Source organism: Paenibacillus polymyxa (assembly GCF_015710975.1).
Classification (GTDB): domain Bacteria; phylum Bacillota; class Bacilli; order Paenibacillales; family Paenibacillaceae; genus Paenibacillus; species Paenibacillus polymyxa.
Window position 1 is genome coordinate 4,172,095 of the sequence record NZ_CP049783.1, and the last position, 23,317, is coordinate 4,195,411.

Sequence of the window (23,317 nt, forward strand, 5' to 3'; positions counted from 1 at the left end):
TTTTTGGTGTGAGGGATTGCTTGTAGAACTCACGTTCGCCTATAATGGATGTACAGATGAAAAGGAATTTTGCGTCATGTCCTAGAATATGTCCATGAGGTGATCGGTTCATGGACACGCGATACGATACGGTTATCATCACTGTGATCGGGGTGATATTAGGGATATGGGCTTTTTATAGCCTGCGTGCCTGGTTAAAGGAGCCGGGACCGCTTGTGCTAAAAACGATACCGATTAATGAGGATTTGAACGAAGGACCTGCTGTGGACCAACTGGAGGAAGCAGGATATGAGGTGGTGGGCGGGAAAATGAAAATACCGCTTGCTTTTAAAGTGAATGGACATACCGTGTATAGCCGTTTGTTTATTGACTACGTAGCTGTACGTAACGGTTCGACATATATGGTCAAAACGTCACGCCGCAAGAAACCTATGGAGTGGAACGGTCCTGATTTACGGGACAGGCTTATGCCTTATTTGCTGCTCTATCCGGGCTGTGCGGGGGTATTGTACGTTGATACGGACGAGAAAAGTATTCGCCTTATTACATTAGTGGAAGACCTCGAAGAAGAGGAATATGAAGGTTAATCCATAGGAGGATTATATGAAGGGTCAACGACATATTAAAATCAGGGAAATTATTTCACAACATGAGATTGAAACGCAGGATGATCTAGTTGAAGCATTGCGTGAGGCTGGTTTTCAGGTCACCCAGGCTACTGTATCCCGGGATATCAAAGAACTGCTGCTCATAAAGGTCCCAATGGACGACGGCAGATATAAATATTCGATGCCTTCAGACCAGCGTTACAATCCGACGCAGAAACTGAAACGTACATTGGTTGACAACTTTTTGCATATTGACTACACAACCAATCTGATTGTGATGAAGTGCCTGCCAGGAACAGCTAACTCGATTGCTGCTTTATTAGATAATATTGAATGGTCTGAAGTCATGGGTACGATTAGCGGGGATGACACCATTTTGATTATTTGCCGATCGGAAGAAAACAGCGAAACTATCGTGAATCGTCTTATGGGCTACATTTCCTAATTATAAAGGCTACGCATATTAGGCGTTTTAATTTGTACATCATAGAGGTGAAAGAACGATGCTGGTCACTTTGTCTATACGGAATTTGGCAGTCGTAGAGGCTGTCGATGTTCATTTTTATAAAGGATTTCATGTATTGAGCGGGGAAACTGGTGCTGGTAAATCCATTATTATTGACGCACTTGGGCTGATTGCGGGTGGCAGGGGGTCTGCTGACCTAGTGCGTTACGGTTGTGATAAAGCAGAAATGGAGGCCTTGTTTGAACTGCCGGTCAAACATCCCGTTTGGAATACGTTGGAGGAACAAGGGATTAAGGCTAACCCAGAAGAGCATTTACTGATTCGTCGAGAACTTACGGTTCAAGGGAAAAGTTCATCTCGAATTAACGGTCAGATGGTTAATTTAACGATGTTGCGTGAGGTAGGTGAGCAACTCGTTAATATTCATGGGCAGCATGAGCATCAAAGCTTGCTGCGTGCAGATCGACATCTGGCGCTGCTGGATACGTTCGGTGATTCAGTCATCGGTCCAGTCAAAGCGCTTTACAGGGAGCGCTACAATGCTTTTGTCAAAGCGGAAAAAGAAGTAAGGGAATTGCAAAGCTCCAGTCAAAAGGCTTATCAGCTATTGGACATGTATCGTTTCCAATTGGAAGAGATCGCTGCGGCAGAATTAAAATTGGGTGAAGATGAATTATTGGCAGAGGAACGGGTCAAGCTATCCCATAGTGAGAAAATGATGGATGGAATATCAGGAGCATATGAGCTGTTAAGTGGCAGAGGCGGGTTGGATACGGTCAATAACGTGTTGTCCAGATTAAATGATGTTCAGAGCTATGATAGTAAAAGTCTTCAGCCCATTGCGGAGCAGATTCAGTCTGCTTTCTATCAGTTGGAGGATGCAGCGTTTCAATTACGTTCTTATCGTGAGGATATTGAATTTAATCCGGGCAAGCTGCATGAGGTGGAGCAACGTTTGAATCAAATTACCGGACTACAGCGAAAATATGGTGATAGTATAGAACAGATTTTGGAATACTATAGCCGTATTGAGCAGGAAACCGATCTGTTGGAAAATAAAGATGAGCGGCTGGAGCAGCTCATTGCAAAGCGGGATGAGTTGCTATCGGATTTGCTGGAGATTGCTGAAGAGCTTACAGAAGCGCGTGAAATTTGTGCCGAAGAGCTTGCAGAGCAAGTAGAGCAGGAATTAAAAGATCTTCAAATGGAAAGAACGTCACTCAAGGTACGCATTGATCCAATTGAAGATCCACGGGGATATGAATATAAGGGTCTAAAGGTACGACCTACCAAGCAAGGGATAGATAATGCGGAATTTCTGATTTCGCCCAATCCAGGTGAGCCACTTCGCCCACTCGGTAAAATCGCTTCTGGTGGTGAGTTATCACGTATTATGTTGGCAATGAAAAGTATTTTTGCGCGTCATGATCAAATACCGGTGCTCATTTTTGACGAGGTGGATACCGGGGTAAGTGGTCGTGCAGCTCAGTCTATAGCCGAGAAGCTGTATCGTTTGTCTTCCGTTTGTCAGGTGTTTTCCATTACTCATTTGCCGCAGGTGGCATGTATGGCAGATCATCAGTACCTAATTGAAAAAAACGTTCATGATGGACGAACCATGACTCAAATTGAGGGACTAACGGAGGAAGGTCGGGTCAAGGAATTGGCACGGATGCTGGGCGGCGTAGAAATTACCGAAAAAACATTGCATCACGCACAGGAAATGCTGAATTTGGCGGAAGGAAAGAAAGCCTGAAAAGAGCGGCTGGCGTAATGATTAACAGTTATAAAAGCCTGGGGGCAAGGTTACCTTATAGGTACGCAATTGGCGACCACCTTTACTCGTCAAGCGAAAGAAGCAAAGGGAGCGTGACAGCCATTGAATTTTTACTCCAGGATCAAATTGCTCGGTCTTTTGCTTGTTTTTCTTATGTGTTCTCTCGGTAACGCTCAGCATGTGCAAGCAGCGCTGCCTCTACAAGCTTCTTTGGATTTGTTCGGCTCTAAAAGCATGAAAACAACCCAGGAAAGCGTGGTTCCCGATTTGAAAGTATACCCAGGGGGTCAGACGATCGGGGTCAAAGTAAAATCTTCAGGAGTGCTTGTCGTTGGTCACCATATCATTCAGGAAAGCAATGATCGTAAGGTGTCACCTGGTGAGACAGCTGGTATTCGCCTAGGGGACCGTATTACACACATGAACGGCAAACCCCTCAATAGTCTCGCCAGGGTAGCGGAAGCCGTGGACGAGGCAGGTAAAAACAAAAAGCCGCTTGACATCACGCTTTGTCGAGGCGAACAGACGATCTCCACTAAGTTAACCCCAGCATATGATCAAGAGGATAAAGCGTGGCGGCTCGGGTTATATATTAGAGACTCGGCTGCAGGCGTAGGTACATTAACATTTTATGCACCGGATCAGGGGGTTTACGGGGCCTTGGGCCATGTAATTACCGATATGAATACACAAACTCCCATTGTCGTGGGCAGCGGAGAGATTGTTCAATCCAATGTGACGTCAATTGCGAAAAGCCAGAGTGGGGAACCCGGAGAGAAACGTGCTCATTTTCTCAAGGATCATCGGATCTTAGGAAATATTGAACGAAATACGAACTTTGGAATATTTGGGAAAATGTCAGATGAGCCGCAAAATGGATTGTATTCGACGCCCATTCCGGTGGGACTTGCGAATGAAGTAAAAGAAGGACCAGCAGAAATTTTGACTGTACTGGAAGGTCAACAAATTCAGCGTTTTCAGGCAGAAATTGTACACATTTCTCAGCAGGATAAACCAGCAACCAAAGGGCTTGTGATTCGGGTTGTAGATCCAAAGCTATTAGATAAGACCGGCGGAATCGTGCAAGGAATGAGTGGGAGTCCGATTATCCAAAATGGTAAGCTGATCGGAGCTGTAACGCATGTATTTGTTAATGATCCTAAATCAGGTTACGGATGTTTTATCGAATGGATGTTGCGTGACGCAGGAATCATGCATAATAAACTGAGCTTGAAGTCATCCTCTAATCTTAAGGCGAGCTAGTGGCCTTAAGATTTTTTTGTCGAAAAGGAGAAGAATAACTCAGATTTGCAAGATAAAAAATCAATTATAATTGAATTTATAAAAAAAATAAATAAAAATAATTTTCGACAGAAGGAATTCATAATTCGATGTCGAAATCATATACTCCGACAAGAAATATTTATTTAATGCAAACAGATGTCCCAATGGAATAACACTCACTAAGGAGGAAGTACATTGCAAAAAATTGAGGTATTGTTGGCTGACGACAACCGGGAATTTACGAATTTGCTTGCTGAATATATTTCCGATCAGGAGGATATGGAAGTTACAGGAATCGCCTTCAATGGTGAAGAAGTACTCCAACGCATCGCAGAATCCCGCAACATACCTGATGTACTTATTTTAGATATTATTATGCCTCATCTGGATGGTCTCGGTGTATTGGAGCGTTTGAGAGAAATGAACCTGACTCCACAACCGAAAATCATTATGCTGACTGCATTCGGTCAAGAAAATATTACACAAAGGGCCGTTCAACTCGGGGCATCTTATTATATTTTGAAGCCGTTTGATATGGAAGTGCTTGCTAACCGTATACGCCAATTGGTAGGACCGCAATTAGTCAGCAACAGCCCGGTAACCGTTTCATCTATGCGGTCCAACGTTGTGCCTATGGGTAAGACGAAAAACCTGGATGCCAGCATCACGGCTATCATCCATGAGATTGGTGTACCAGCTCACATCAAGGGTTATCAATATCTACGCGAAGCCATTACGATGGTGTACAATAATATCGAAATTTTGGGAGCCATCACCAAAACCCTATATCCGGCAATTGCCGAAAAGTTCAAAACGACGGCATCCCGCGTAGAACGCGCCATTCGTCATGCTATTGAGGTAGCATGGACCCGTGGAAATATCGACAGCATCTCTCACCTGTTCGGCTACACTATTAATATCAGCAAGTCCAAACCAACGAACTCAGAATTTATAGCGATGGTCGCAGACAAATTGCGGATTGAGAATAAGGTGTCCTGAAAGGATCAGGATGATTAATGGATACCGCTTGTTTATTGGTTCATCCAGACCGATAAATAAGCGGTATTTTTTTACGAACAATTTTGAATTTTAACCTAACAATCTATTTGCCTCTACCTGTACTGCTGTATGCTACCCTTAAACTAAGTCTCTAACACTAAGCAGGGCTTTAATTCTAGTGGATATACGCTACTCCATATAGGAGAAGGGGGCAAAGAAGTTTAGCGACTAATCATTCTTGATTGGTATGCCCGATTAGAAATATAATTAAAGCAAACTTTCAAATGAGGTGAATCGGATGTCTTTCCATATTGTTCGAAGTATTTAGTTTCCGGGCTGGAAAAAAACGCGTGCCAGCTGTTAAGGGGGAGTCTACCCTGTTGACTACAAAACTAAAATTTTGAATAAATTCGGTTTGCCATTCTGTAGTTTATTATCTTATTTGAAGGTGGATAAAAATGAAATCAATTGAATATAAAGAGTTTTATGATAAGGTTGGAAAAACCAACGGATGGGATTTCAGTAATGTGAAATATATCTCTGAAGGAGTAAAATGGGACTTCTACAATGAAGTATCAAAGACGTGTGAGAAGTCGGACATATTGCTTGATATCGGCACGGGTGGTGGGGAAGCTATTTTAGCAATGGCGAATTCTGCATTACTTTTAGTCGGGATTGACCAATCTACTGGAATGATTGAAACGGCAACAAAGAACTCTATCAAATCTGATATAGCGAATGTTCGTTTTCTACAGATGGATGCTGAAAATCTGAATTTTCCCAGGGAATTCTTTAATGTAGTCTCTTCTCGACATTCGTGCTTCTGTGCAAAAGAAATAGTTAAGGTGTTAGTTAAGGGTGGTATATTTTTAACACAGCAAGTAAGCGAAAATGACAAATTAAACATTAAAGAAGCGTTTGGAAGAGGGCAGGCATTGGGTAATAAGAAAGATTCGTTGAAAACTCAATGTATTACAGAACTAAATGAAGCGGGCTTTAACGACATCCAGTCATTCGAATTTAATGCAACCGAATATTATCAGACTCCTGCAGACTTAGTTTTCATTTTAAAACACACTCCCATTATTCCTGACTTTGGACAAAAACAAAATGATTTTGAAATACTCCAACAATTCATTCTGGACAACCAAACTCCAAAAGGAATTAGGACAAATGCAGAGCGATTTATGATTGTGGCTAGGAAGTAAAACATAAAGGGATACCCGCTTTGGGGTATCTCTTTTTTGCTTGCAATGCTTCAACAGATGAATTAGATGGTTGAAAAATGATACTCTCACGCGGCTTATTATATGCCTCAATCAGTTATATAACAATCACGAAGAAAAATTTTCCTTTTGTAAACAGTTCTGAAATTCTCTTTAATTTTGATATAAACAATGTGTCGATTCTTGTCGATATAATATCTATTATATAGAGAACTAAGGAGCGAATATATGAAATTTAACATTCGAACAAAATTGTTATTGGGTTTCCTTGCGGTAATAATCCTGTTGGTTGTGATTAGTACAGTATCGATCTCGAGAATGAAAAAATTAGGCGATACTTCAATGGAAATTGATAGCCATTGGATGCCAAGTGTGACCATCCTCGGAACACTAAATGGTGATGTATCTGATGTAGAGCGGCTTTCATTAAATATTATTGTAGAACGTGACCCGGAGGAAATGGAGAAGGTTCAGGCCGAATATGATAAGGTTTTGAAAAAAGTTGAAGAAGGCCGAAAAACTTACGAAAAATTAATTGCTACCCCTAAGGAACGTGAAATGTATGAAAAATTCTCCAAAACGTATACAGAGTATTTGGATAAGTTGCCAGAAGTGATTGCAGCCGGGAGAGCTAATGATTACACTCAGTCAAGCATCCTTCACCAGGAATCCTATAAGTTATGGTATAGTTCAAACGATATGATCGCTCAGCTTATTAAGTTGAATGCAGATGGATCAAAACTGACTACAAAAGAAGCTGTTGATAACTTTATTTTAGGTAGACAATTAGTAATTGTTTTGAGCATTGCAGCCGTTATCCTAGCATTGATCATGGCGATCATTATAGCCCAAATTATTTCTAAGCCTATTTTGCGCATCAGTCGTGCTGCTGAAAGCATTGCGTCCGGTGACCTTACTGGGGAAGCTATTGTCGTAAAGGGCAAGGATGAGATTAGCACGCTGACGCATTCCTTTAATACGATGGTTGAAAACCTTCGTCAACTGATTCAGTCTGTAAGTAATACGACTGAGTTGGTTACCACTTCCTCGGAAGAATTGACGGCCAGCGCAGAGCAAAATAGCCAAGCAACTGCACAAATCACCGAAACAGTGCAAGAAGTAGCTACAGGGACGGGCGATCAAGTAGATATGGTGACCAAGTCATCCCAGGCTATTGAGGAAATGTCCATTGGTGTGGAACAAATTGCAATCCGTGCGCAAAATGTTTTTGCATCAGCTCAGGATGCAGCTCACAAATCAGCTGAAGGCAATCAGTTGATCCAGCAGGCTGTTGTCCAGATGAATAGTGTGAATGACTCTATGAATAGCTTGGCTGATCTTATGGCTGGATTGGGAGAGCGTTCAGATGAAATTGGGAAGATTATTGATGTCATCACCAATATTTCAAGTCAGACCAATCTTCTTGCCCTGAACGCTGCCATTGAAGCAGCCCGCGCAGGAGACCACGGTAGCGGCTTTGCTGTAGTTGCAGGTGAAGTGCGTAAGCTGGCTGAACAATCGGCTCATTCTGCTCAACAAATTACGGAGCTGGTGGGATTGATACAGAAGGACACCTCGCATGCTATTGAGGCGGTAGCATCCAATGGGCGAGATGTCATGACAGGTCGGGAAGTCGTGCAAAATGCAGGTGCATCCTTTGAGCTTATTCAGGAAACTGTTAATAAAGTGGCCAGTGAAATTGAAGAGGTCTCTGCTGGATCGGAGCAAATGTCTGCAAGTACCGATGAGATTGTTGGCTTTGTTAAACAAATTTCAGCGATTGCTGAAGAGGCTGCAGCCGGGACACAGCACGTATCTGCCGCGACTCAAGAACAACTGGCATCGATGGAGGAAATTGCTTCCTCTGCAAGAAATCTGTCCAAAATGGCAGAAGACCTACAAGGACAAATTGGTAAATTCAAGGTATAAATCGTATACCGTTTCTATATTTCAGGGGAAAAAGCCGCTCTATTGTGAGGGGCTTTTTTCCTATTCATTTTTAATTAATATATTGCGATTTTACCGTGGAGATATGCGGGGTCTGTAATTGGAAAGATATGATATAATGGTGGGAAATTCTTTGAGTTGGAGTGATATCATGGACAATAAGACTGAACATAAAGCAAGTGACCTGCGTCAGTTAGCGATAGACCAAATCATAGCTGTACCATTTTTGAATGATTTTAAATATTTGAAAAGCAGAAAAGTTTTGAAAAAAGAAAACAAGGAATTTATATTTGAAATTTGTTTTGGCGCGACCAAATATAGTGCATTAAAAGTTTACATTAACGTGGAATCTAAAAGTATAAAAAAGAAGTATAGTACAGGGGCTTGTTTTCACAGTGAGTTGATCGCTTTAACCAAGAAATATACAGGCAACAGGGATTATCTTGTGTCCACAGAAGCAGAAAGAGAACGAGTGATCCAAGAGATTACTGAAGATATCTACACTTTCGCGCTACCCTTTTTCAAGCGATTTGAACATGTAGAAACACTTGCAGAACAAGTACATAAGTCAGGCTTTTTACCACATCGCAAACGTTTTGATAAATTTAATCCGTTGACGAAAAGATTCATTGATTTTTATTATCAAGGGGAGTAATTTAGCCATCTGAGACATTTTTGTGCTCATCATCGGGAAGTAGATAAGCATTATGATAAGGAGCACGATGTCCATAGAGTGGATATTATCGTTTTTCAAAAGGATGATGTACAATTTGTAAAAAGGCTCAAACTACTCCTCTGCATAACATGTTTTACCTAACATGATCAATGTCTCGTTAAGAGGCGAGTCGGATGTTTCACTGGAGGGTAGATTTTTACATGGGTAGCAATCGAATGACCAACATAGAGGCTGTATACACGGATATATACAATCATATGTTATAGGCTAAGTCATCGTATTGAACGGGCTAGTGGTATGGATGCAAAAGATTCTAAAGCAAAGGCGGGGATGAGAGCATGTGGAATAGTCTGACTTGGGTGATCGTCGGCGTGTTGTTAGTGGCGTTGGGTTGGATTGTTATGGCATGGCGTGGACGTAGCAGCAATAAACAAGCGAATGAACATCGGGGCAATAATGTCATTGAATTTCGTCCTCGTAAGCCTGCCCGACAATCCCGCACCGCAAATGAAATGAAGTCTAAAATGTCTTCTGAAACACGCACAAATACAAAAGTGGCAGATATTAAGACTCAAGCTGGGTTTGGACTGTCTGGCTCAATCCAGAGCACAGGCAAGCAAAAATGCTCCTTTTGTAAAAAAGAAGAAAAATTAACCTTTTATGCTGATGATAATGGTTCGCTATATGGAGTATGTAAAGAGTGTAAGCATAAGGCGGAAAGACAGGATATGCTGCCACTTTAGTCTATACAAACTATTGAGGACCATCATTAAAGAATTCTTATAATTCATAAAAACTCCCAACCATATGTAAATAAATTGGTTAGGAGTTTTTTGTTAGTATTTTGCTATATTTACTACATTGTTAGCGAAGTTGCCTGTCAATCAATTCCTCTAGCGAATCAGCTATATGATCTGGTCCATAGGATAGTTCTTCCCTGCTTAAGCTCAACCAGGCATGACGCTCATCCATATCAAAGGCAGTCTCAAGCCAACCGGACAAGCCTCTGCCTCTACGGTCTACTTCTACAAGCACATGTACTCCCTCGGGTTCCAACTGCATAATCAGCTCTAGCTCCTCGATATCCCGTGCATACTCCGAGCCAGGCGTAAACTCAAACTCCTGCACAAATGGAACACCGCGTCCAAGCTTGGGGTGACGTTCGCAGGTGGAGGAACGGAATCGGAAGCCTAACAGGTGAACCGCCTCAAACACCGTACTCATATAAGGATGCGGCTCGATTTTAAGTGAATCACGATCGGTCGGGTCCAAAGCCATGCCAATATCCAATGCTGTTTCCAGCCAGACAGGCTGTTTGGCATGAGTAACAGGGGTTTCCAAAGGCAATCTGAAGGAAAAGGGGATTTCAAGCTCCTGTCCTTGCTTTAGATGAAAGCCATCAGATACCTTGATCCGCGCAATGCAGCAGGTGGTGACGGTTTTTTTATCATCGTGCTCTACGATATATTCAGTCTTGAGCTCAATATCAATTTTGCCGATTTCCTGATCAATTTTACCGCCCTTGATACGTATGATGCCGCTAATTTCTTCTCCAGGCACATATACAGTTTGATCCACTAACGTATCGACTTTGGCTGAACCGATTCCTGCACTTGCTAATATCTTGTTAAAGAAACTCATCATTCCGTCCCCCCGATAATCTTATGGTTATGGTAAACACACGAAAACTAAAAACCTGTACAGCTTAACCGGATATACGGGGAAAAAGCTTAAACCGTTCCAAAAAAATGCAAGGAAAAAGTAATGGAAAACAAGTAGGCGCATGGAATTTGCTGACCCATGTAGCTTACTAATCGCAGTTCACTTTATGGGGAGGTATAAAACATTTACGACAACGAGGCTCATAAGCCTCAGAGTCACCGATCATCACGATAGGTCCTACAGTGGAAGGTTTTCCATTGACCATACGCTGTGTAAATACTGCTTCCGAACTGCCGCATACAGCGCAGAAGGAAGTCAGCTTTTCGATGTCATCCGCCATAGCGAGCAGACCACCGACATAGCCAAACTCCTTGCCTCGGTAATCCAGATTCAGCCCATCGGCAATGACATGCTTTCCACAATAAGCTAACTCTTGTATGAGCGACATAATATGTCGACTAAAAAACTGGACTTCGTCAAAGGCAACCACATCGGCATCTTTCGTTTCTTGCAAAATATGCTGAACGAGCTCATCCGTAAGTTTTCTTGGAATAGAGATAGCGGGCAGCCGATATCCGATCCGGCTTACAATTTCGTCCTCGGCATAACGGTTATCTTCAGCTGGTTTGTAAGCGACCACCTTGCGATGCCCGTATTGGATTAGTTTCTGACAACGGCGAATTAATTCGCCGGATTTTTCACTGAACATGGGGCCTGTAATTATCGTAATTCGTCCTGTAGGCAAAGCGAATTCCCCTCTCTTAACATGTACATTACGCTGTAAATCTTCATCTCCGAAAGAAAACGCCATTATAGATTACCATAACGAGCCACATACAGACTAGAGAAAATATATTGTTTTTCGACATGTTTTTGTATGTCTATTCTTAAAACGTAAATGTGGCCGTCATTGCTCTGCCGCCGCGGGCATGATATGGTGAAGTGTAGTGGAATGAAGGGAAGAGTGGAAGGCATGGACGAAAAAAACACGGATTATAGTGCCAAAAGAAGAGCATTACTGGAACAAGGACTGATTAGCCCGCAAGCTCTGGAGCTAATCATTGAGCTGGAGACAGAGCTAGATCTTCTGAACAAGCAAAATGAATCGTTCCGCAAGGCGTTACGAGCCAAATCAGCACAAAGTCCAAGAATGTCTACCAAATTACGAGATGCGCTGTATGAATGATATGGAGAGATATCTAGATTAGGTAGATGATTTGCAGCCTATGCCTAAACGCTATATTTTGTACAGTGAAATAAAGAGAGTACAATAAGCTATATATAATCAATGTTAATGGAGGAGAAACATGACTATACATTGTGATGTCGCTATTTTGGGTGGAGGAACCGGAGGGTATGTAGCAGCAATTCGCGCAGCCCAGCTCGGCAAGGAAGTGGTGATCATCGAAAAGGACAAGCTCGGCGGAACCTGTCTGCACCGTGGTTGTATTCCGAGCAAGGCTTTGCTGCGCAGTGCGGAAGTATATGCAACGATTAAAGAAAGTGCGCAATATGGTATCGAGACATCGGGAGCACAGCTTGTATTTCCCAAGGTTCAGGAACGTAAGGAAGCCGTTGTGGAGCAGCTACACCAGGGCGTTCAATTTTTGATGCGTAAAAATAAAATTACGGTGCTGAGCGGTAAGGGACGCGTGATTGGACCGTCTATATTTTCTCCTAAAAGCGGAGCAGTGGCTGTGGAGCTAGAAGATGGTGAGATGGAGACGATTGTTCCTGCACATCTCATTATTGCAACAGGATCACGTCCGCGTGTGCTGCCTGGATTGGAGCCAGATGGCGAATTTATTCTGAGCAGTGACGAAGCATTGACTATGGAGAAGCTGCCAGCATCTCTGATTATCGTAGGTGGTGGTGTCATTGGCGTGGAATGGGCTTCCATGCTGAATGATTTTGGCGTGGAGGTTACAGTGGTTGAGGCCGCAAATCGACTTATTCCTACGGAGGACGCGGACGTTTCGCGTGAAATGCAGCGCTTGTTAACCAAGCGTGGTGTCAAGGTGCTGACGGGGGCACAAGTGTTGGCCGAAACCTATGGCAAGGATGAGGAAGGCGTACAGATTGACGTGCAAAAAGGAGAAGAAACCGAAACTCTCAGTGCTTCCAAACTGCTCATTTCTGTAGGTCGTCAGGCGAATGTGGAAAATATCGGGCTGGAAAATACAGATATCCGCGTGGAGCGTGGCTTTATCTCGGTTAATGAGCATTTGCAGACAAATGAGCCACATATCTACGCCATCGGGGATTGCATCGGCGGCTTACAACTGGCCCATGCAGCAAGTCATGAAGGGTTGCAGGCAGTTCATCATTTGGCGGGCGAAGAGTTTCACAGCGTACCCAACTATATGATTCCGCGGTGTATTTACACACGTCCTGAAGCCGCAAGCGTCGGCTTGACGGAGCAAGAAGCCCGTGAACGTGGACACCAGGTGAAAACAGGGAAGTTCCCTTTCCAAGCGATCGGGAAATCGCTAGTATACGGTAGTCGGGACGGCTTCGTTAAAGTGGTGGCGGACCAGACAACTAATGATATTCTCGGTGTACATATGATCGGTACGCATGTAACGGATCTGATCAGCGAGGCCGCTCTTGCGCAATTGCTGGATGCTACGCCGTGGGAAGTCGGACAGCTTATTCATCCGCATCCAACGTTGTCGGAGATTTTGGGAGAAGCGATGCTGGCCGTTGATGGACAAGCGATAGGCATATAAACGTTTCAAATAAATCGGTACTTTTCTTTTTGGGGCGAAAAGGATTATAATGGGGTTAGTCAGAGTTTAGTACCAGGTTTTAAGACAAGATGGTACTAGGTGCTGAAAGTAGGATGTTTGACATTTAAGGAGGTGCCTCAATGAGTTCTAAAGGCGCTGTAGACGCTGGCTTCAGACATGAACAGCTGGGACTTACTCACGGACAAGTAATTGATATGTACAGATATATGTTGCTCGCAAGAAGATTTGACGAGCGCAACATGCTCCTGCAACGGGCAGGAAAAATTAACTTCCACGTTTCCGGTATTGGGCAGGAGGCGGCACAAGTAGGTGCAGCTTTCGCTTTAGATCGGGAAAAGGACTATTTCCTTCCCTATTACCGGGATTACGGATTCGTGCTTGCAGTCGGCATGACACCGCGCGAATTGATGTTGTCGGCATTTGCCAAGGCAGATGACCCTAATAGCGGCGGTCGCCAGATGCCGGGGCATTTTGGTAGTAAACGACTACGTATTGTGACAGGCTCCAGCCCAGTGACCACACAGGTTCCACATGCAGTCGGTGTAGCGCTGGCCGCCAAGATGCAGAAAAAGGATTTTGTATCGTTTGTTACGTTTGGGGAAGGCTCCAGCAATCAGGGGGATTTTCACGAAGGCTGTAACTTTGCGGGTGTACAGAAGCTGCCAGTCATCATTATGTGCGAGAACAATCAATATGCGATATCGGTTCCGATTCATAAGCAGTTGGCAGGCAAGGTAAGTGACCGAGCATTGGGTTACGGATTCCCTGGTATTCGTGTCGATGGTAATGATGCGCTAGCCGTATATGCCGCGGTGAAGGAAGCACGTGAACGTGCTGTCCGCGGTGAAGGTCCTACGCTAATCGAAGCCATGATGTACCGTCTGTCCCCTCACTCCACTTCGGATAATGATCTGGCTTACCGGACCAAGGAGGAAGTAGATGAGAACTGGGCCAAGGACGGCGTAGCCCGCATGAAGAGTTACTTGATCGAATGCGGCATTTGGGATGAGGCCAAAGATGCAGATCTGTCGGCCGAACTGCTGCTCGAAGTCAAGGAAGCCATTGAATATGCAGATAATGCGCCTTTTCCTAAGCCCGAAGATACGCTACTGCATGTGTATGCTGATAGCCATGGGGAGGGTCGGTAATTATGGCGATGATGGAATATATTGATGCGATACGTCTTGCTATGAAGGAAGAAATGGAGCAGGATGAAACGGTTTTTGTATTAGGTGAGGACGTCGGTGTAAAAGGCGGTGTTTTTACAACGACTAAGGGGCTCATGGACCAATTCGGTGAGCAACGTGTCATGGATACACCATTGGCAGAGTCGGCGATTGCAGGGGTTGCAATTGGTGCGGCAATGTACGGAATGAAGCCGATTGCTGAAATGCAATATTCGGACTTCATGCTGCCAGCGACGAATCAGATTATTAGTGAAGCGGCTAAAATCCGCTACCGCTCCAACAACGATTGGAATTGCCCTGTGGTGATCCGCGCACCTATCGGTGGCGGTATTTTTGGTGGTTTGTATCACTCTCAGTGTCCGGAATCTATTTTTTTTGGTACACCGGGTCTAAAAATTGTTGCTCCATTTACACCTTATGACGCCAAAGGATTGCTGAAAGCAGCCATTCGTGACCCTGACCCAGTGCTGTTTTTTGAAAATAAAAAATCCTACAAGCTGATTAAGGGTGAAGTGCCTGAGGATGATTATATCGTTCCAATCGGCAAGGCTAATCTACTGCGCGAGGGTGACGATATTACGGTCATCGGTTATAGCCAGCCATTGCATTTTGTTATGCAGGCAGCTGAGGAATTGGAGAAGGAAGAGGGCATTACCGCACATGTTGTGGATTTGCGCACACTCCAGCCATTGGATCGCGAAGCCATTATCGAGGCTGCACGACATACAGGTAAGGTCTTAATCGTTCATGAGGACAACAAAACGGGCGGTATCGGTGCCGAGGTATCAGCTATTATTAATGAAGAGTGTCTGTTCGAACTGGATGCACCGATTGAGCGTCTGTGCGCTCCTGATGTGCCAGCCATGCCGATCAGTCCACCAATGGAGAAGTTTTATATGTTAAACAAGGATAAAGTGAAGGAAGCCATGCGCCGTCTCGCCATGTATTAATATAGAGCAGATTCGGGCGAAAGTATTCCAAAAGAGTAGTGGGGCAGCGATAAAACGCGCCCTTCTATGATGTTAAGGAGTTGAAAAAAATGTCAGACCAAACACAATGGAACGACGTGACCATGCCGCAATTGGCTGAATCGCTCGTATCGGCAACAATTGCCAAATGGCTCAAACAACCTGGTGACACAGTAGAGCAATTTGAGCCAATTTGCGAGGTCATTACAGATAAAGTGAACGCTGAAATCCCATCCACATTGGATGGCATTATGGGTGACCTGTTGGCGGAGGAAGGTCAGACGGTAGCGGTAGGCGAGTTGATTTGCCGTATCCAGACGAAGTCGGCTGCACCTACAGCATCAACAGGAGGAGCGGCACCAGCGGCATCAGCATCTCAAGGCAACGTACAAGCACAATCCCAGCAGAGTGCTGGATCGGATCAGTCCATGCGCGGACGTTTTTCTCCAGCGGTCCAAACACTGGCTGCTGAGTACAATGTGGACTTAAGCAGAGTGCCAGGAACAGGCATGGGGGGAAGAATTACTCGCAAAGACGTGCTGAATTTTGTGCAGCAGGGCGGCTCAGCTCCAACTGGAGTGACTGGTCAGACGAGTGGGACCACGGAAGGACAAGGATCTCCTTTTACAGGACTACAGCAGTCTGCTGTTCAGCATAGTGCTCCAGTTCAAAATATGGACCCTGCGATTCCCGTGCGCAACAGCGGTATTCATTTAACAGAGGCGCCAAAAGTTCCTATGATCGAAGTTGAGGGTGGCAACAATAACAGGTCCGAGTATTTTATTGATGTTACACCTATTCGTAGTGCAATTGCCCGCAATATGCGGCAAAGTGTTTCGGAAATTCCTCATGCCTGGACGACGATTGAAGTGGATGTGACCAACCTGGTGATGCTCCGCAACAAGATCAAAAACGAGTTCAAGCAAAAAGAAGGCATCAATATTACGTATCTGGCTTTTCTCATGAAAGCAGTCGTGAATGCAATCAAAGAATATCCGATCATGAATTCGGTGTGGGCAGTCGATAAAATTATCATCAAAAGAGACATCAATATTTCGTTGGCCGTAGGCACGGAGGACTCCGTTCTTACTCCTGTTATTAAAAAAGCCGACCAAAAAAATATTGCTGGTTTAGCTCGTGAGATTGACGATTTGGCACGTAAAACCCGCGAAGGTACACTCAAACTGGACGACATGCAAGGCGGAACATTCACCGTCAACAACACCGGTTCCTTTGGTTCCATTTTATCTTATCCGGTGATTAACTATCCGCAGGCTGCAATTCTTACCTTTGAATCCATTGTCAAAAGACCAGTGGTTATTGATGATATGATTGCGGTGCGCTCGATGGCTAATCTGTGTCTGTCGCTGGATCATCGTATTTTAGACGGAGTGATTTGCGGACGATTCCTGCAACGGGTTAAAGAAAATCTAGAAGGCTACACCTTGGATACGAAGCTGTACTAATCATCCGAACAGTTAGGTAAATGGACGGAGAGGAAGTGACAGGCCGTGAACAGACGACCGCTTGATGTAACCTATATGAATAGGATGGAATATGCCCATGCTTGGGATGTTCAGAAGGAGATTGTGGGAAAGCTGGATGCGGGGGAGGCGAGAGAAACGCTTATGCTTCTCCAGCATCCGCCAACCTACACCATTGGTTCCCAGAGGCATCCTGAGCATCTGCTCCTCACACCAGAGCAGCTGAAAGAGCAGGGCATCAGCGTCTTTCAAATTGATCGTGGGGGAGACATTACATATCATGGACCAGGGCAACTTGTCGGATATCCCTTACTTGTGCTTGGCAACCGAGAGGCGTTAAATCTGCACGGATACCTTCGAAGTTTGGAAGAAGTGATCATTCAGTTGCTGGCATCTTATGGGATTGAAGGGAGTCGTAAGCCTGAATATACGGGGGTATGGATCGGGAATCTTAAAATTGCGGCCATTGGTGTCAAATTTAACAAGTGTAAGCACCGTCGGGGCTTCGTAACCAGCCATGGCTTTGCCTTTAACATCAAGTCAGGAATACAGCATGAAGGTTTTGAAGGCATTGTTCCATGCGGAATTCAGGAATACGGTGTGACATCATTAGAGGACTGTACACAGCAGTCTTTTTCGGTAGAGCAGATTGCGAGGGAAATTGTGCCGTACTTTGAACAGCAATTTTCATTTGCTGCGCAATGGCAGACGCATTCCTTCCAATAAAAGGTCAGGCGGGCAATTGTGTGATTGACACGGGAGCCCGCCTGTTTGTTTGCTTGTGCAGCAGCTCGTCCACACATAGCTTGTAACGGATCTTGGGTAGCCCAAACTTGAGCGGTGTAGTTGTTATAGTGGCATAATAAACGGCTCAATCACCATGAACAGCGTAGAACCAATCATAGCTGCGAGCATAACGTAGACGAAAAAACGAACCCATTTTTTGTTAGACATGTGTAACTCCTTTAGGATAGGTTTAAGTCATAGATAAGAACATCTATCCGTATTGTAACGTAATCGGGAAAGAGAGGAAAGTTTAATGACAGTAGAGATAGTAAAAGATCGAATCGTACAGGAATTTATGGAACTCGTACAGGTGGACAGTGAAACAAAGCATGAACAAGAAATATCACGTGTTCTGAAAGAAAAGTTTAATGCACTTGGACTGGAAGTCGTAGAAGACGATTCCCGCGAAAGAACGGGACATGGTTCGGGTAATTTGATTGTTACCTGGAAAGCGGAAGGTGTGGAGCAAGCACCCAAAATATTTTTTACCTGTCACATGGATACCGTAACTCCAGGTAAGGGTATCAAGCCGCAGTTGGGTGAGGATGGCTGGATTCGCAGTGATGGTTCAACAATTTTGGGTTCGGACGACAAGGCTGGGATTGCTGCTTTGTTCGAGGCGATTCGTGTCGTGCGCGAGCAGAACATTCCCCATGGTCAAATTCAGTTCGTGATTACGGCTGGAGAGGAATCTGGTTTGATGGGTGCACGGGCGATGAAGCCGGAAGTGCTGGATTCTGACTTCGGATACGCTTTGGATTCGAACGGTGAGGTGGGTTCTATTTGTATAGCTGCTCCCACACAGGCACGTATTGAGATGAGAATTACTGGGAAGTCTGCACATGCGGGAGTCAATCCTGAAGACGGCATCAGTGCCATTCAAGTCGCTTCTAAAGCAATTTCTAAAATGAAATTGGGACGCATTGACAAGGAGACGACCGCTAACATCGGCAGTTTCGAAGGCGGAGGCGCGACGAATGTGGTCTGCGATTTTGTATTGATCCGTGCGGAGGCTCGCAGTATTGTACAGGAAAAGGTTAATCATCAAATTCAGCATATGCGTGAAGCGCTCGAAACCACTACGCGTGAATTTGGTGCCCAGGGAGAGTTCCGTAGTGAAGTCATCTATCCAGCATTCAGCTTTACGGAGCATGATGAAGTTGTACAGGTTGCTCAGCGTGCTATTCAAGGGCTGGGACTGGCAACATCAACCTTCCATTCGGGTGGCGGCTCAGATGCTAATGTATTCAACGGGCTTGGAATTCCAACGGTGAATTTGGCGGTGGGCTACCAGAACATCCACACAACAGAGGAAAAGATCAAGGCCGATGATCTAGTGAAGGTTGCTGAAGTAGTCGTAGCTCTGATCCAAGAAACTACAAAGTAAGACTTACTTTTTACATCTACAATATACGAAAAAGGGTTCAGGCTAAAGAAAGGAACGGTGTTCCTCCTTTAGATCTGAACCTTTTTTGGAACATTTAGCGAAGCAATAGTAGCTGTAGGTCCATATTCCTTTTGCCATTGACGCAGGAGGGCTTGAATCTGCCAGGCTTTGCCGACGATATGGAGAGTGGTTTCAGTCCGGTAGCTTTTCATGTTCTGAAATCTCCTTATAACAGAAGTTTTGATATACTACCCCCAGCATATGTTCCAAGTGGACAAGTTAGACTAATGTTGGAGATAATTAATAATGAAAGAAAGATAGAAGACGAAGGAGGAAACATGCCTGATGAACGACCAAACGAACGAACAAGTGAACAATCCAACAAGCCATGCACTTCGCAAGCCTTATTCCAATCCTGCGCTGGAGGAAAAGACCGTATCCACACAGCCTATCTTTGAAGGAAAGGTCATTACGGTACAGGTAGACACGGTAGAGCTTCCCGACGGCTCAACTGGAAAGCGTGAAATCGTCAAGCATCCAGGTGCAGTGGCAATTTTGGCTCTGCACGAGGGGAAAATGTTGGTGGTGGACCAGTACAGACAAGCTATGGGGCGCTGTGAGGTTGAAATCCCCGCAGGCAAGCTGGAGCGAGGTGAAGACCCGATGGAAGCAGCGGGACGTGAATTGAGAGAAGAAACAGGCTATACAGCCAAATCGTTGAAGCTGCTTCACTCTTTTTATACTTCTCCTGGCTTTGCGGATGAAATCATACATTTGTATGTGGCCGAAGAACTGGAGCGAGGTGAGATGGAACCAGATGAGGATGAATTTCTGGAGCTATTTGAGGTGACGCTGGAAGAAGCACACACACTTATTCGTGAAGGGCGCATTAGTGATGCCAAAACGATTCTGGCCGTCTATGCGTGGCAACTTCGCCAACAAACAGGGAGCTTCTAAGCGGATGGACACCAACATAATAGAACTTAACAACTACTTTGCAGACCTGCATATTCATATTGGCAGAACGGAGAAAGGAGCTCCAGTCAAAATTAGTGGTAGCCGTGACCTAACGTTTGCCAATATAGCCAAGGAAGCCTCCGGTCGCAAAGGGATTGGGCTCATTGGGATTATTGACTGCCATGCGCCTAATGTACAGGAGGATATTCGTCGATATTTGCATACAGGTGAAATGGAAGAAATCAGCGGTGGTGGTATCGCATACAGGGATACAGTGATTCTACTTGGCACGGAGCTGGAAATACGGGCTGAAGGTCGTCCCGAAGCACATGTACTGGCCTATTTTCCTGATCTGGCGGCGATGGAGGATTTTACCCAATGGCTGACGAAGCATATGAAAAATGTCAATCTCAGCTCACAACGGATCTACGCACCGCCACGTGAGTTGCAGCAGCAAATTTACGGACGTGGAGGCATTATGGTGCCTGCGCACGTGTTCACTCCGCATAAGGGCATTTATGGCAGTTCTGCAGCCCGTATGGAGGAAATGCTGGATATGGAGTTCATTAGTGGGGTGGAACTGGGGCTGAGCGCAGATTCATCTATGGCAGGCTTGATTTCAGAACTGGATCGCTTCAGCTTCCTCACGAATTCAGATGCCCATTCACTTGGGAAAATTGGACGAGAATACAACAAATTATCATTGGCGAAGCCGAGTTTCGATGAATTCAGGATGGCTTTGGAGAGGCGTGAAGGACGACGAGTGTGTGCCAACTACGGTTTGAATCCCAAACTTGGAAAATACCATCGCTCTTACTGTCAGAGCTGCGGTACGATTATTGATGAGCAACAGATGGCGGACGAACGCTGCCCTAACTGTGGCCATACCAAGCTGGTGCGGGGTGTGCTTGATCGAATCTGGAGCATCGCCGACCGTGAACAGCCCGTAATTCCCTCCCACCGTCCTCCGTACATTTACCAGATTCCGCTGGAATTTATTCCAGGCTTGGGTAAAGCCAAGCTGAACCAGCTGTTAGCAGCCTTCGGAACAGAAATGAATATTTTACATGAGGTTACGCAGGAGGAACTGTCAGGGGTCGTCGGTAAAGTGTTGGCAGAGCAGATTGTGCTTTCACGCGAAGGACGCCTGGCGCTTGTATCCGGTGGTGGTGGAACATACGGAAAAATAGCAAAATCCTAGTAAAGTGTCCTAGTCAAGTCTTGTCTCCGTAAAAGGCATATCAGCGTCTGCTTGTTCATAACCATAAAATATCTCTGCCGTTGGCTTGGCGCATCATTCGTGATGTTAGATTTGCAGCGGAAGCTGCCCCATTCTAGCCATCAGCCGTCGGATTACGGTTGTTTTTTGGACAAACAAGCAGATGAAAGGGGCAGGACTCGATGCAATGGTTTCGTCATACGTTAAAGGACCAGACGTCATATTACGTTTTCTTGGCTGTGCTGTTTCTTGTAGGAGTTGTTTTTGGCGCACTCATGGTAAATGCACTCTCCCTAGAACAGTTACAGGATTTGTCCCGTTACCTGAAGGATTTTTTTGTGACGGTCAACCAAAACAAGCAGGGCTTTGCTGATTCGCAGGCGGCCTCAACCTTTTGGGACAGCGTATCTCTACATCTTAAATGGGTGGGCCTCATTTGGGTATGCGGGCTTTCGGTCATTGGACTCCCAGGTATTCTTGTGCTGAATTTTCTCAAGGGTGTGCTGATCGGATTTTCTGTAGGTTATATGGTAGGGCAATATTCGTGGAAAGGACTATTATTTTCATTGGTTTCCGTTGCCCCACATAACCTGCTCGTGATTCCGATACTGCTCGTCTGTAGTGTGGCTGCGATGACTTTTTCCATCCATATGATCAAAACCAAAATACTTGCTACTCGGCCATCAGACGGGATGTTGCGTCCGTTGCTTTCTTACGCAGGATTGACTGCTGTGATGATGGTGCTGCTTATCGGCAGCGCGTCCTTTGAAACTTGGGTCACCCCGGTTATGATGCAATGGGTCACTCCTATGCTGACGGCTTCCGTGACATCTTGATCTCATTTCAAAATGTTTGACTTTATTTGTATAGACCCCCTATAATAATAGGAGTGAAAAAAAGTGCAGTAGGCAGTAGCTTTGCAGGGGGAGGGAGACACATGGAAGCACGGATCGAAAAAATTAAGCAGCAGCTGCAATCCCAGGGCTACAAACTAACGCCTCAGCGGGAAGCCACCGTCAGAGTTTTACTTGAGAACGAAGATGATCATCTGAGTGCGGAAGATGTATTTATGCTCGTCAAAGAGAAAGCTCCCGAAATCGGTCTGGCAACCGTATACCGTACCCTAGAACTGCTAAGTGAACTGCATGTCGTGGAGAAAATTAATTTTGGCGATGGCGTTGCGCGGTATGATTTGCGCGGCGATACAACCAAACATCACCACCACCATTTGATATGTGTGCAGTGCGGCAGTGTAGATGAAATACTGGAAGATTGGCTTGGACCGTTAGAGGAGCGTTTGGAACGGGAATATAATTTTACTGTAGTGGACCATCGTTTGGACTTCCACGGTATTTGTTATCGTTGTAAGGCGAAGAACGATACGACCGCCCAAAAATCCTTGGGTAAAACCAAGAAAAACAAATCACAGGATTAATAAGCTGACTACCCAAGCTCTCACCGACGAAGACGCGTTCGGGAGAGCTTTTTTGGTTCGGAATTTGCTGTATGGGATCATGTGGTATAAAACAGAATAGCTTGTCATACCCTTCCATAGAGAGCCCTAAATAGGGACTACATTTTGGGAAAAGGCGGCTGATCCACATGGTACTATCATTGCGGAGAGGACTACAATGGCTGCGCTTGCTGATCTTGTTCGGGGTGTTGGCATGTATGTTCTTTTATAGCCTCAGGCTGTTTACAGATTGGATATCACCTGTAGATCATTACCGAATACCGGAAGGACATGCAGTTAAGGTATTTGGCGGACAAACAGTGAATGATGGGTCCGAGCAACGAGTAGCGGTGTTGGAACGTTTACGTTTCTTTTATTGGTATGGTGAGTAGTTTATGTAATCATCTTAATGAGATGATGATATGAAGTCGCACACGAAGAAGCAGGCGCAACAACGGAATCGCTGTATGCAGGACAAGGA

Annotated in this window: 25 protein-coding genes; 21 read left to right on the top strand and 4 right to left on the bottom strand. The window is 44.9% G+C overall.

Translation table 11 applies throughout. From position 1 onward, the window contains the following. The first annotated feature begins 110 nt into the window (after positions 1–110). The 9 genes from G7035_RS18520 to G7035_RS18560 all read left to right on the top strand — a co-directional run bounded on the left by G7035_RS18520 (position 111) and on the right by G7035_RS18560 (position 9,726). Positions 111–587, top strand: a complete 477-nt coding sequence (locus G7035_RS18520) for a hypothetical protein (protein ID WP_016822282.1) — start codon at positions 111–113, stop codon at positions 585–587. 16 nt (positions 588–603) lie between these two features. Next, positions 604–1,053 carry a transcriptional regulator AhrC/ArgR gene (gene ahrC / locus G7035_RS18525; RefSeq protein ID WP_013371768.1) on the top strand — a complete coding sequence of 150 codons (450 nt, stop codon included), beginning with the start codon at positions 604–606 and terminating at the stop codon, positions 1,051–1,053. 58 nt (positions 1,054–1,111) lie between these two features. Then, positions 1,112–2,830, top strand: a complete 1,719-nt coding sequence (gene recN / locus G7035_RS18530) for a DNA repair protein RecN (protein WP_019687901.1) — start codon at positions 1,112–1,114, stop codon at positions 2,828–2,830. Positions 2,831–2,953: 123 nt separating this feature from the next. Further along, positions 2,954–4,114: a SpoIVB peptidase gene (gene spoIVB / locus G7035_RS18535; RefSeq protein WP_019687900.1), complete on the top strand. Its 1,161-nt coding sequence runs from the start codon at positions 2,954–2,956 to the stop codon at positions 4,112–4,114. A 216-nt stretch (positions 4,115–4,330) separates the two neighbouring features. After that, positions 4,331–5,134, top strand: coding sequence for a sporulation transcription factor Spo0A (gene spo0A, locus G7035_RS18540; RefSeq protein ID WP_013371763.1), 804 nt, complete (start codon positions 4,331–4,333; stop codon positions 5,132–5,134). 458 nt (positions 5,135–5,592) lie between these two features. Next, a complete protein-coding gene (locus tag G7035_RS18545; protein WP_019687899.1) occupies positions 5,593–6,342 on the top strand; it encodes a class I SAM-dependent methyltransferase in 750 nt (249 codons plus the stop codon). 246 nt (positions 6,343–6,588) lie between these two features. Continuing rightward, positions 6,589–8,289, top strand: coding sequence for a methyl-accepting chemotaxis protein (locus G7035_RS18550; RefSeq protein WP_019687898.1), 1,701 nt, complete (start codon positions 6,589–6,591; stop codon positions 8,287–8,289). Positions 8,290–8,458: 169 nt separating this feature from the next. Further along, positions 8,459–8,962 (top strand): hypothetical protein, encoded by a 504-nt coding sequence (locus G7035_RS18555; protein WP_019687897.1) that lies wholly within the window; start codon positions 8,459–8,461, stop codon positions 8,960–8,962. Between the two features lie 359 nt (positions 8,963–9,321). Continuing rightward, a complete protein-coding gene (locus G7035_RS18560; protein ID WP_019687896.1) occupies positions 9,322–9,726 on the top strand; it encodes a hypothetical protein in 405 nt (134 codons plus the stop codon). A gap of 121 nt (positions 9,727–9,847) precedes the next feature. On the opposite strand, the gene G7035_RS18565 is transcribed toward G7035_RS18560, so the two are convergent. Beyond that, positions 9,848–10,624 (bottom strand): sporulation protein, encoded by a 777-nt coding sequence (locus G7035_RS18565; RefSeq protein ID WP_029515117.1) that lies wholly within the window; start codon positions 10,622–10,624, stop codon positions 9,848–9,850. A 169-nt stretch (positions 10,625–10,793) separates the two neighbouring features. Then, positions 10,794–11,390, bottom strand: coding sequence for a thymidine kinase (locus G7035_RS18570; protein ID WP_026065459.1), 597 nt, complete (start codon positions 11,388–11,390; stop codon positions 10,794–10,796). 207 nt (positions 11,391–11,597) lie between these two features. On the opposite strand from G7035_RS18570, the gene G7035_RS18575 reads away from it, so the two are divergent. The 6 genes from G7035_RS18575 (at position 11,598) to lipB (ending at position 17,760) form a co-directional block, all read left to right on the top strand. Continuing rightward, entirely contained in the window at positions 11,598–11,831 is a 234-nt protein-coding gene (locus G7035_RS18575) for a hypothetical protein (RefSeq protein ID WP_017427510.1), read from the top strand. Positions 11,832–11,952: 121 nt separating this feature from the next. Continuing rightward, positions 11,953–13,374: a dihydrolipoyl dehydrogenase gene (lpdA, locus tag G7035_RS18580; protein WP_019687893.1), complete on the top strand. Its 1,422-nt coding sequence runs from the start codon at positions 11,953–11,955 to the stop codon at positions 13,372–13,374. 140 nt (positions 13,375–13,514) lie between these two features. Then, positions 13,515–14,543, top strand: a complete 1,029-nt coding sequence (locus G7035_RS18585) for a thiamine pyrophosphate-dependent dehydrogenase E1 component subunit alpha (RefSeq protein WP_019687892.1) — start codon at positions 13,515–13,517, stop codon at positions 14,541–14,543. A gap of 2 nt (positions 14,544–14,545) precedes the next feature. Continuing rightward, on the top strand, positions 14,546–15,532 hold the full coding sequence (locus G7035_RS18590) for an alpha-ketoacid dehydrogenase subunit beta (protein ID WP_016822271.1): 987 nt from the start codon (positions 14,546–14,548) through the stop codon (positions 15,530–15,532). Between the two features lie 89 nt (positions 15,533–15,621). After that, positions 15,622–17,016, top strand: coding sequence for a dihydrolipoamide acetyltransferase family protein (locus tag G7035_RS18595; protein ID WP_019687891.1), 1,395 nt, complete (start codon positions 15,622–15,624; stop codon positions 17,014–17,016). Between the two features lie 45 nt (positions 17,017–17,061). Next, entirely contained in the window at positions 17,062–17,760 is a 699-nt protein-coding gene (gene lipB / locus G7035_RS18600) for a lipoyl(octanoyl) transferase LipB (protein ID WP_019687890.1), read from the top strand. A 123-nt stretch (positions 17,761–17,883) separates the two neighbouring features. On the opposite strand, the gene prli42 is transcribed toward lipB, so the two are convergent. Further along, positions 17,884–17,988, bottom strand: a complete 105-nt coding sequence (gene prli42 / locus G7035_RS18605) for a stressosome-associated protein Prli42 (RefSeq protein WP_016822268.1) — start codon at positions 17,986–17,988, stop codon at positions 17,884–17,886. An 85-nt stretch (positions 17,989–18,073) separates the two neighbouring features. Between prli42 and G7035_RS18610 the strand changes: the two genes are divergently transcribed. Further along, the gene (locus G7035_RS18610; RefSeq protein ID WP_016822267.1) at positions 18,074–19,207 is read left to right on the top strand and encodes a tripeptidase T; all 1,134 of its coding nucleotides are present in this window, start codon (positions 18,074–18,076) and stop codon (positions 19,205–19,207) included. Between the two features lie 68 nt (positions 19,208–19,275). On the opposite strand, the gene mciZ is transcribed toward G7035_RS18610, so the two are convergent. Beyond that, positions 19,276–19,419 (bottom strand): Z-ring formation inhibitor MciZ, encoded by a 144-nt coding sequence (mciZ, locus tag G7035_RS18615; protein WP_019687889.1) that lies wholly within the window; start codon positions 19,417–19,419, stop codon positions 19,276–19,278. Positions 19,420–19,552: 133 nt separating this feature from the next. On the opposite strand from mciZ, the gene G7035_RS18620 reads away from it, so the two are divergent. The 5 genes from G7035_RS18620 to G7035_RS18640 all read left to right on the top strand — a co-directional run bounded on the left by G7035_RS18620 (position 19,553) and on the right by G7035_RS18640 (position 23,228). Beyond that, positions 19,553–20,164, top strand: a complete 612-nt coding sequence (locus G7035_RS18620; RefSeq protein ID WP_016822265.1) for an NUDIX domain-containing protein — start codon at positions 19,553–19,555, stop codon at positions 20,162–20,164. 4 nt (positions 20,165–20,168) lie between these two features. Then, positions 20,169–21,365 (top strand): endonuclease Q family protein, encoded by a 1,197-nt coding sequence (locus tag G7035_RS18625; RefSeq protein ID WP_019687888.1) that lies wholly within the window; start codon positions 20,169–20,171, stop codon positions 21,363–21,365. 200 nt (positions 21,366–21,565) lie between these two features. Further along, a complete protein-coding gene (spoIIM, locus tag G7035_RS18630) occupies positions 21,566–22,219 on the top strand; it encodes a stage II sporulation protein M (RefSeq protein WP_016822263.1) in 654 nt (217 codons plus the stop codon). A 101-nt stretch (positions 22,220–22,320) separates the two neighbouring features. Further along, positions 22,321–22,818 carry a ferric iron uptake transcriptional regulator gene (fur, locus tag G7035_RS18635; RefSeq protein ID WP_016822262.1) on the top strand — a complete coding sequence of 166 codons (498 nt, stop codon included), beginning with the start codon at positions 22,321–22,323 and terminating at the stop codon, positions 22,816–22,818. A gap of 167 nt (positions 22,819–22,985) precedes the next feature. Then, on the top strand, positions 22,986–23,228 hold the full coding sequence (locus G7035_RS18640; protein WP_017427515.1) for a YqzK family protein: 243 nt from the start codon (positions 22,986–22,988) through the stop codon (positions 23,226–23,228). The last annotated feature ends 89 nt before the right edge of the window (positions 23,229–23,317 follow it).

What these genes read in the sequence shown, in the direction of transcription:
- G7035_RS18585 (WP_019687892.1), top strand. Translation starts at nt 13,515, where the DNA reads ATGAGTTCTAAAGGCGCTGTAGACGCTGGCTTCAGACATGAACAGCTG.
- G7035_RS18595 (WP_019687891.1), top strand. Translation starts at nt 15,622, where the DNA reads ATGTCAGACCAAACACAATGGAACGACGTGACCATGCCGCAATTGGCT.
- G7035_RS18555 (WP_019687897.1), top strand. Translation starts at nt 8,459, where the DNA reads ATGGACAATAAGACTGAACATAAAGCAAGTGACCTGCGTCAGTTAGCG.
- G7035_RS18575 (WP_017427510.1), top strand. Translation starts at nt 11,598, where the DNA reads ATGAAGGGAAGAGTGGAAGGCATGGACGAAAAAAACACGGATTATAGT.
- lpdA (WP_019687893.1), top strand. Translation starts at nt 11,953, where the DNA reads ATGACTATACATTGTGATGTCGCTATTTTGGGTGGAGGAACCGGAGGG.
- G7035_RS18520 (WP_016822282.1), top strand. Translation starts at nt 111, where the DNA reads ATGGACACGCGATACGATACGGTTATCATCACTGTGATCGGGGTGATA.
- G7035_RS18640 (WP_017427515.1), top strand. Translation starts at nt 22,986, where the DNA reads ATGGTACTATCATTGCGGAGAGGACTACAATGGCTGCGCTTGCTGATC.
- G7035_RS18610 (WP_016822267.1), top strand. Translation starts at nt 18,074, where the DNA reads ATGACAGTAGAGATAGTAAAAGATCGAATCGTACAGGAATTTATGGAA.
- spoIIM (WP_016822263.1), top strand. Translation starts at nt 21,566, where the DNA reads ATGCAATGGTTTCGTCATACGTTAAAGGACCAGACGTCATATTACGTT.
- G7035_RS18625 (WP_019687888.1), top strand. Translation starts at nt 20,169, where the DNA reads ATGGACACCAACATAATAGAACTTAACAACTACTTTGCAGACCTGCAT.
- mciZ (WP_019687889.1), bottom strand. Translation starts at nt 19,419, where the DNA reads ATGAAAAGCTACCGGACTGAAACCACTCTCCATATCGTCGGCAAAGCC.
- G7035_RS18590 (WP_016822271.1), top strand. Translation starts at nt 14,546, where the DNA reads ATGGCGATGATGGAATATATTGATGCGATACGTCTTGCTATGAAGGAA.
- G7035_RS18620 (WP_016822265.1), top strand. Translation starts at nt 19,553, where the DNA reads ATGAACGACCAAACGAACGAACAAGTGAACAATCCAACAAGCCATGCA.
- fur (WP_016822262.1), top strand. Translation starts at nt 22,321, where the DNA reads ATGGAAGCACGGATCGAAAAAATTAAGCAGCAGCTGCAATCCCAGGGC.
- ahrC (WP_013371768.1), top strand. Translation starts at nt 604, where the DNA reads ATGAAGGGTCAACGACATATTAAAATCAGGGAAATTATTTCACAACAT.
- G7035_RS18560 (WP_019687896.1), top strand. Translation starts at nt 9,322, where the DNA reads ATGTGGAATAGTCTGACTTGGGTGATCGTCGGCGTGTTGTTAGTGGCG.
- G7035_RS18545 (WP_019687899.1), top strand. Translation starts at nt 5,593, where the DNA reads ATGAAATCAATTGAATATAAAGAGTTTTATGATAAGGTTGGAAAAACC.
- recN (WP_019687901.1), top strand. Translation starts at nt 1,112, where the DNA reads ATGCTGGTCACTTTGTCTATACGGAATTTGGCAGTCGTAGAGGCTGTC.
- G7035_RS18550 (WP_019687898.1), top strand. Translation starts at nt 6,589, where the DNA reads ATGAAATTTAACATTCGAACAAAATTGTTATTGGGTTTCCTTGCGGTA.
- G7035_RS18565 (WP_029515117.1), bottom strand. Translation starts at nt 10,624, where the DNA reads ATGAGTTTCTTTAACAAGATATTAGCAAGTGCAGGAATCGGTTCAGCC.
- prli42 (WP_016822268.1), bottom strand. Translation starts at nt 17,988, where the DNA reads ATGTCTAACAAAAAATGGGTTCGTTTTTTCGTCTACGTTATGCTCGCA.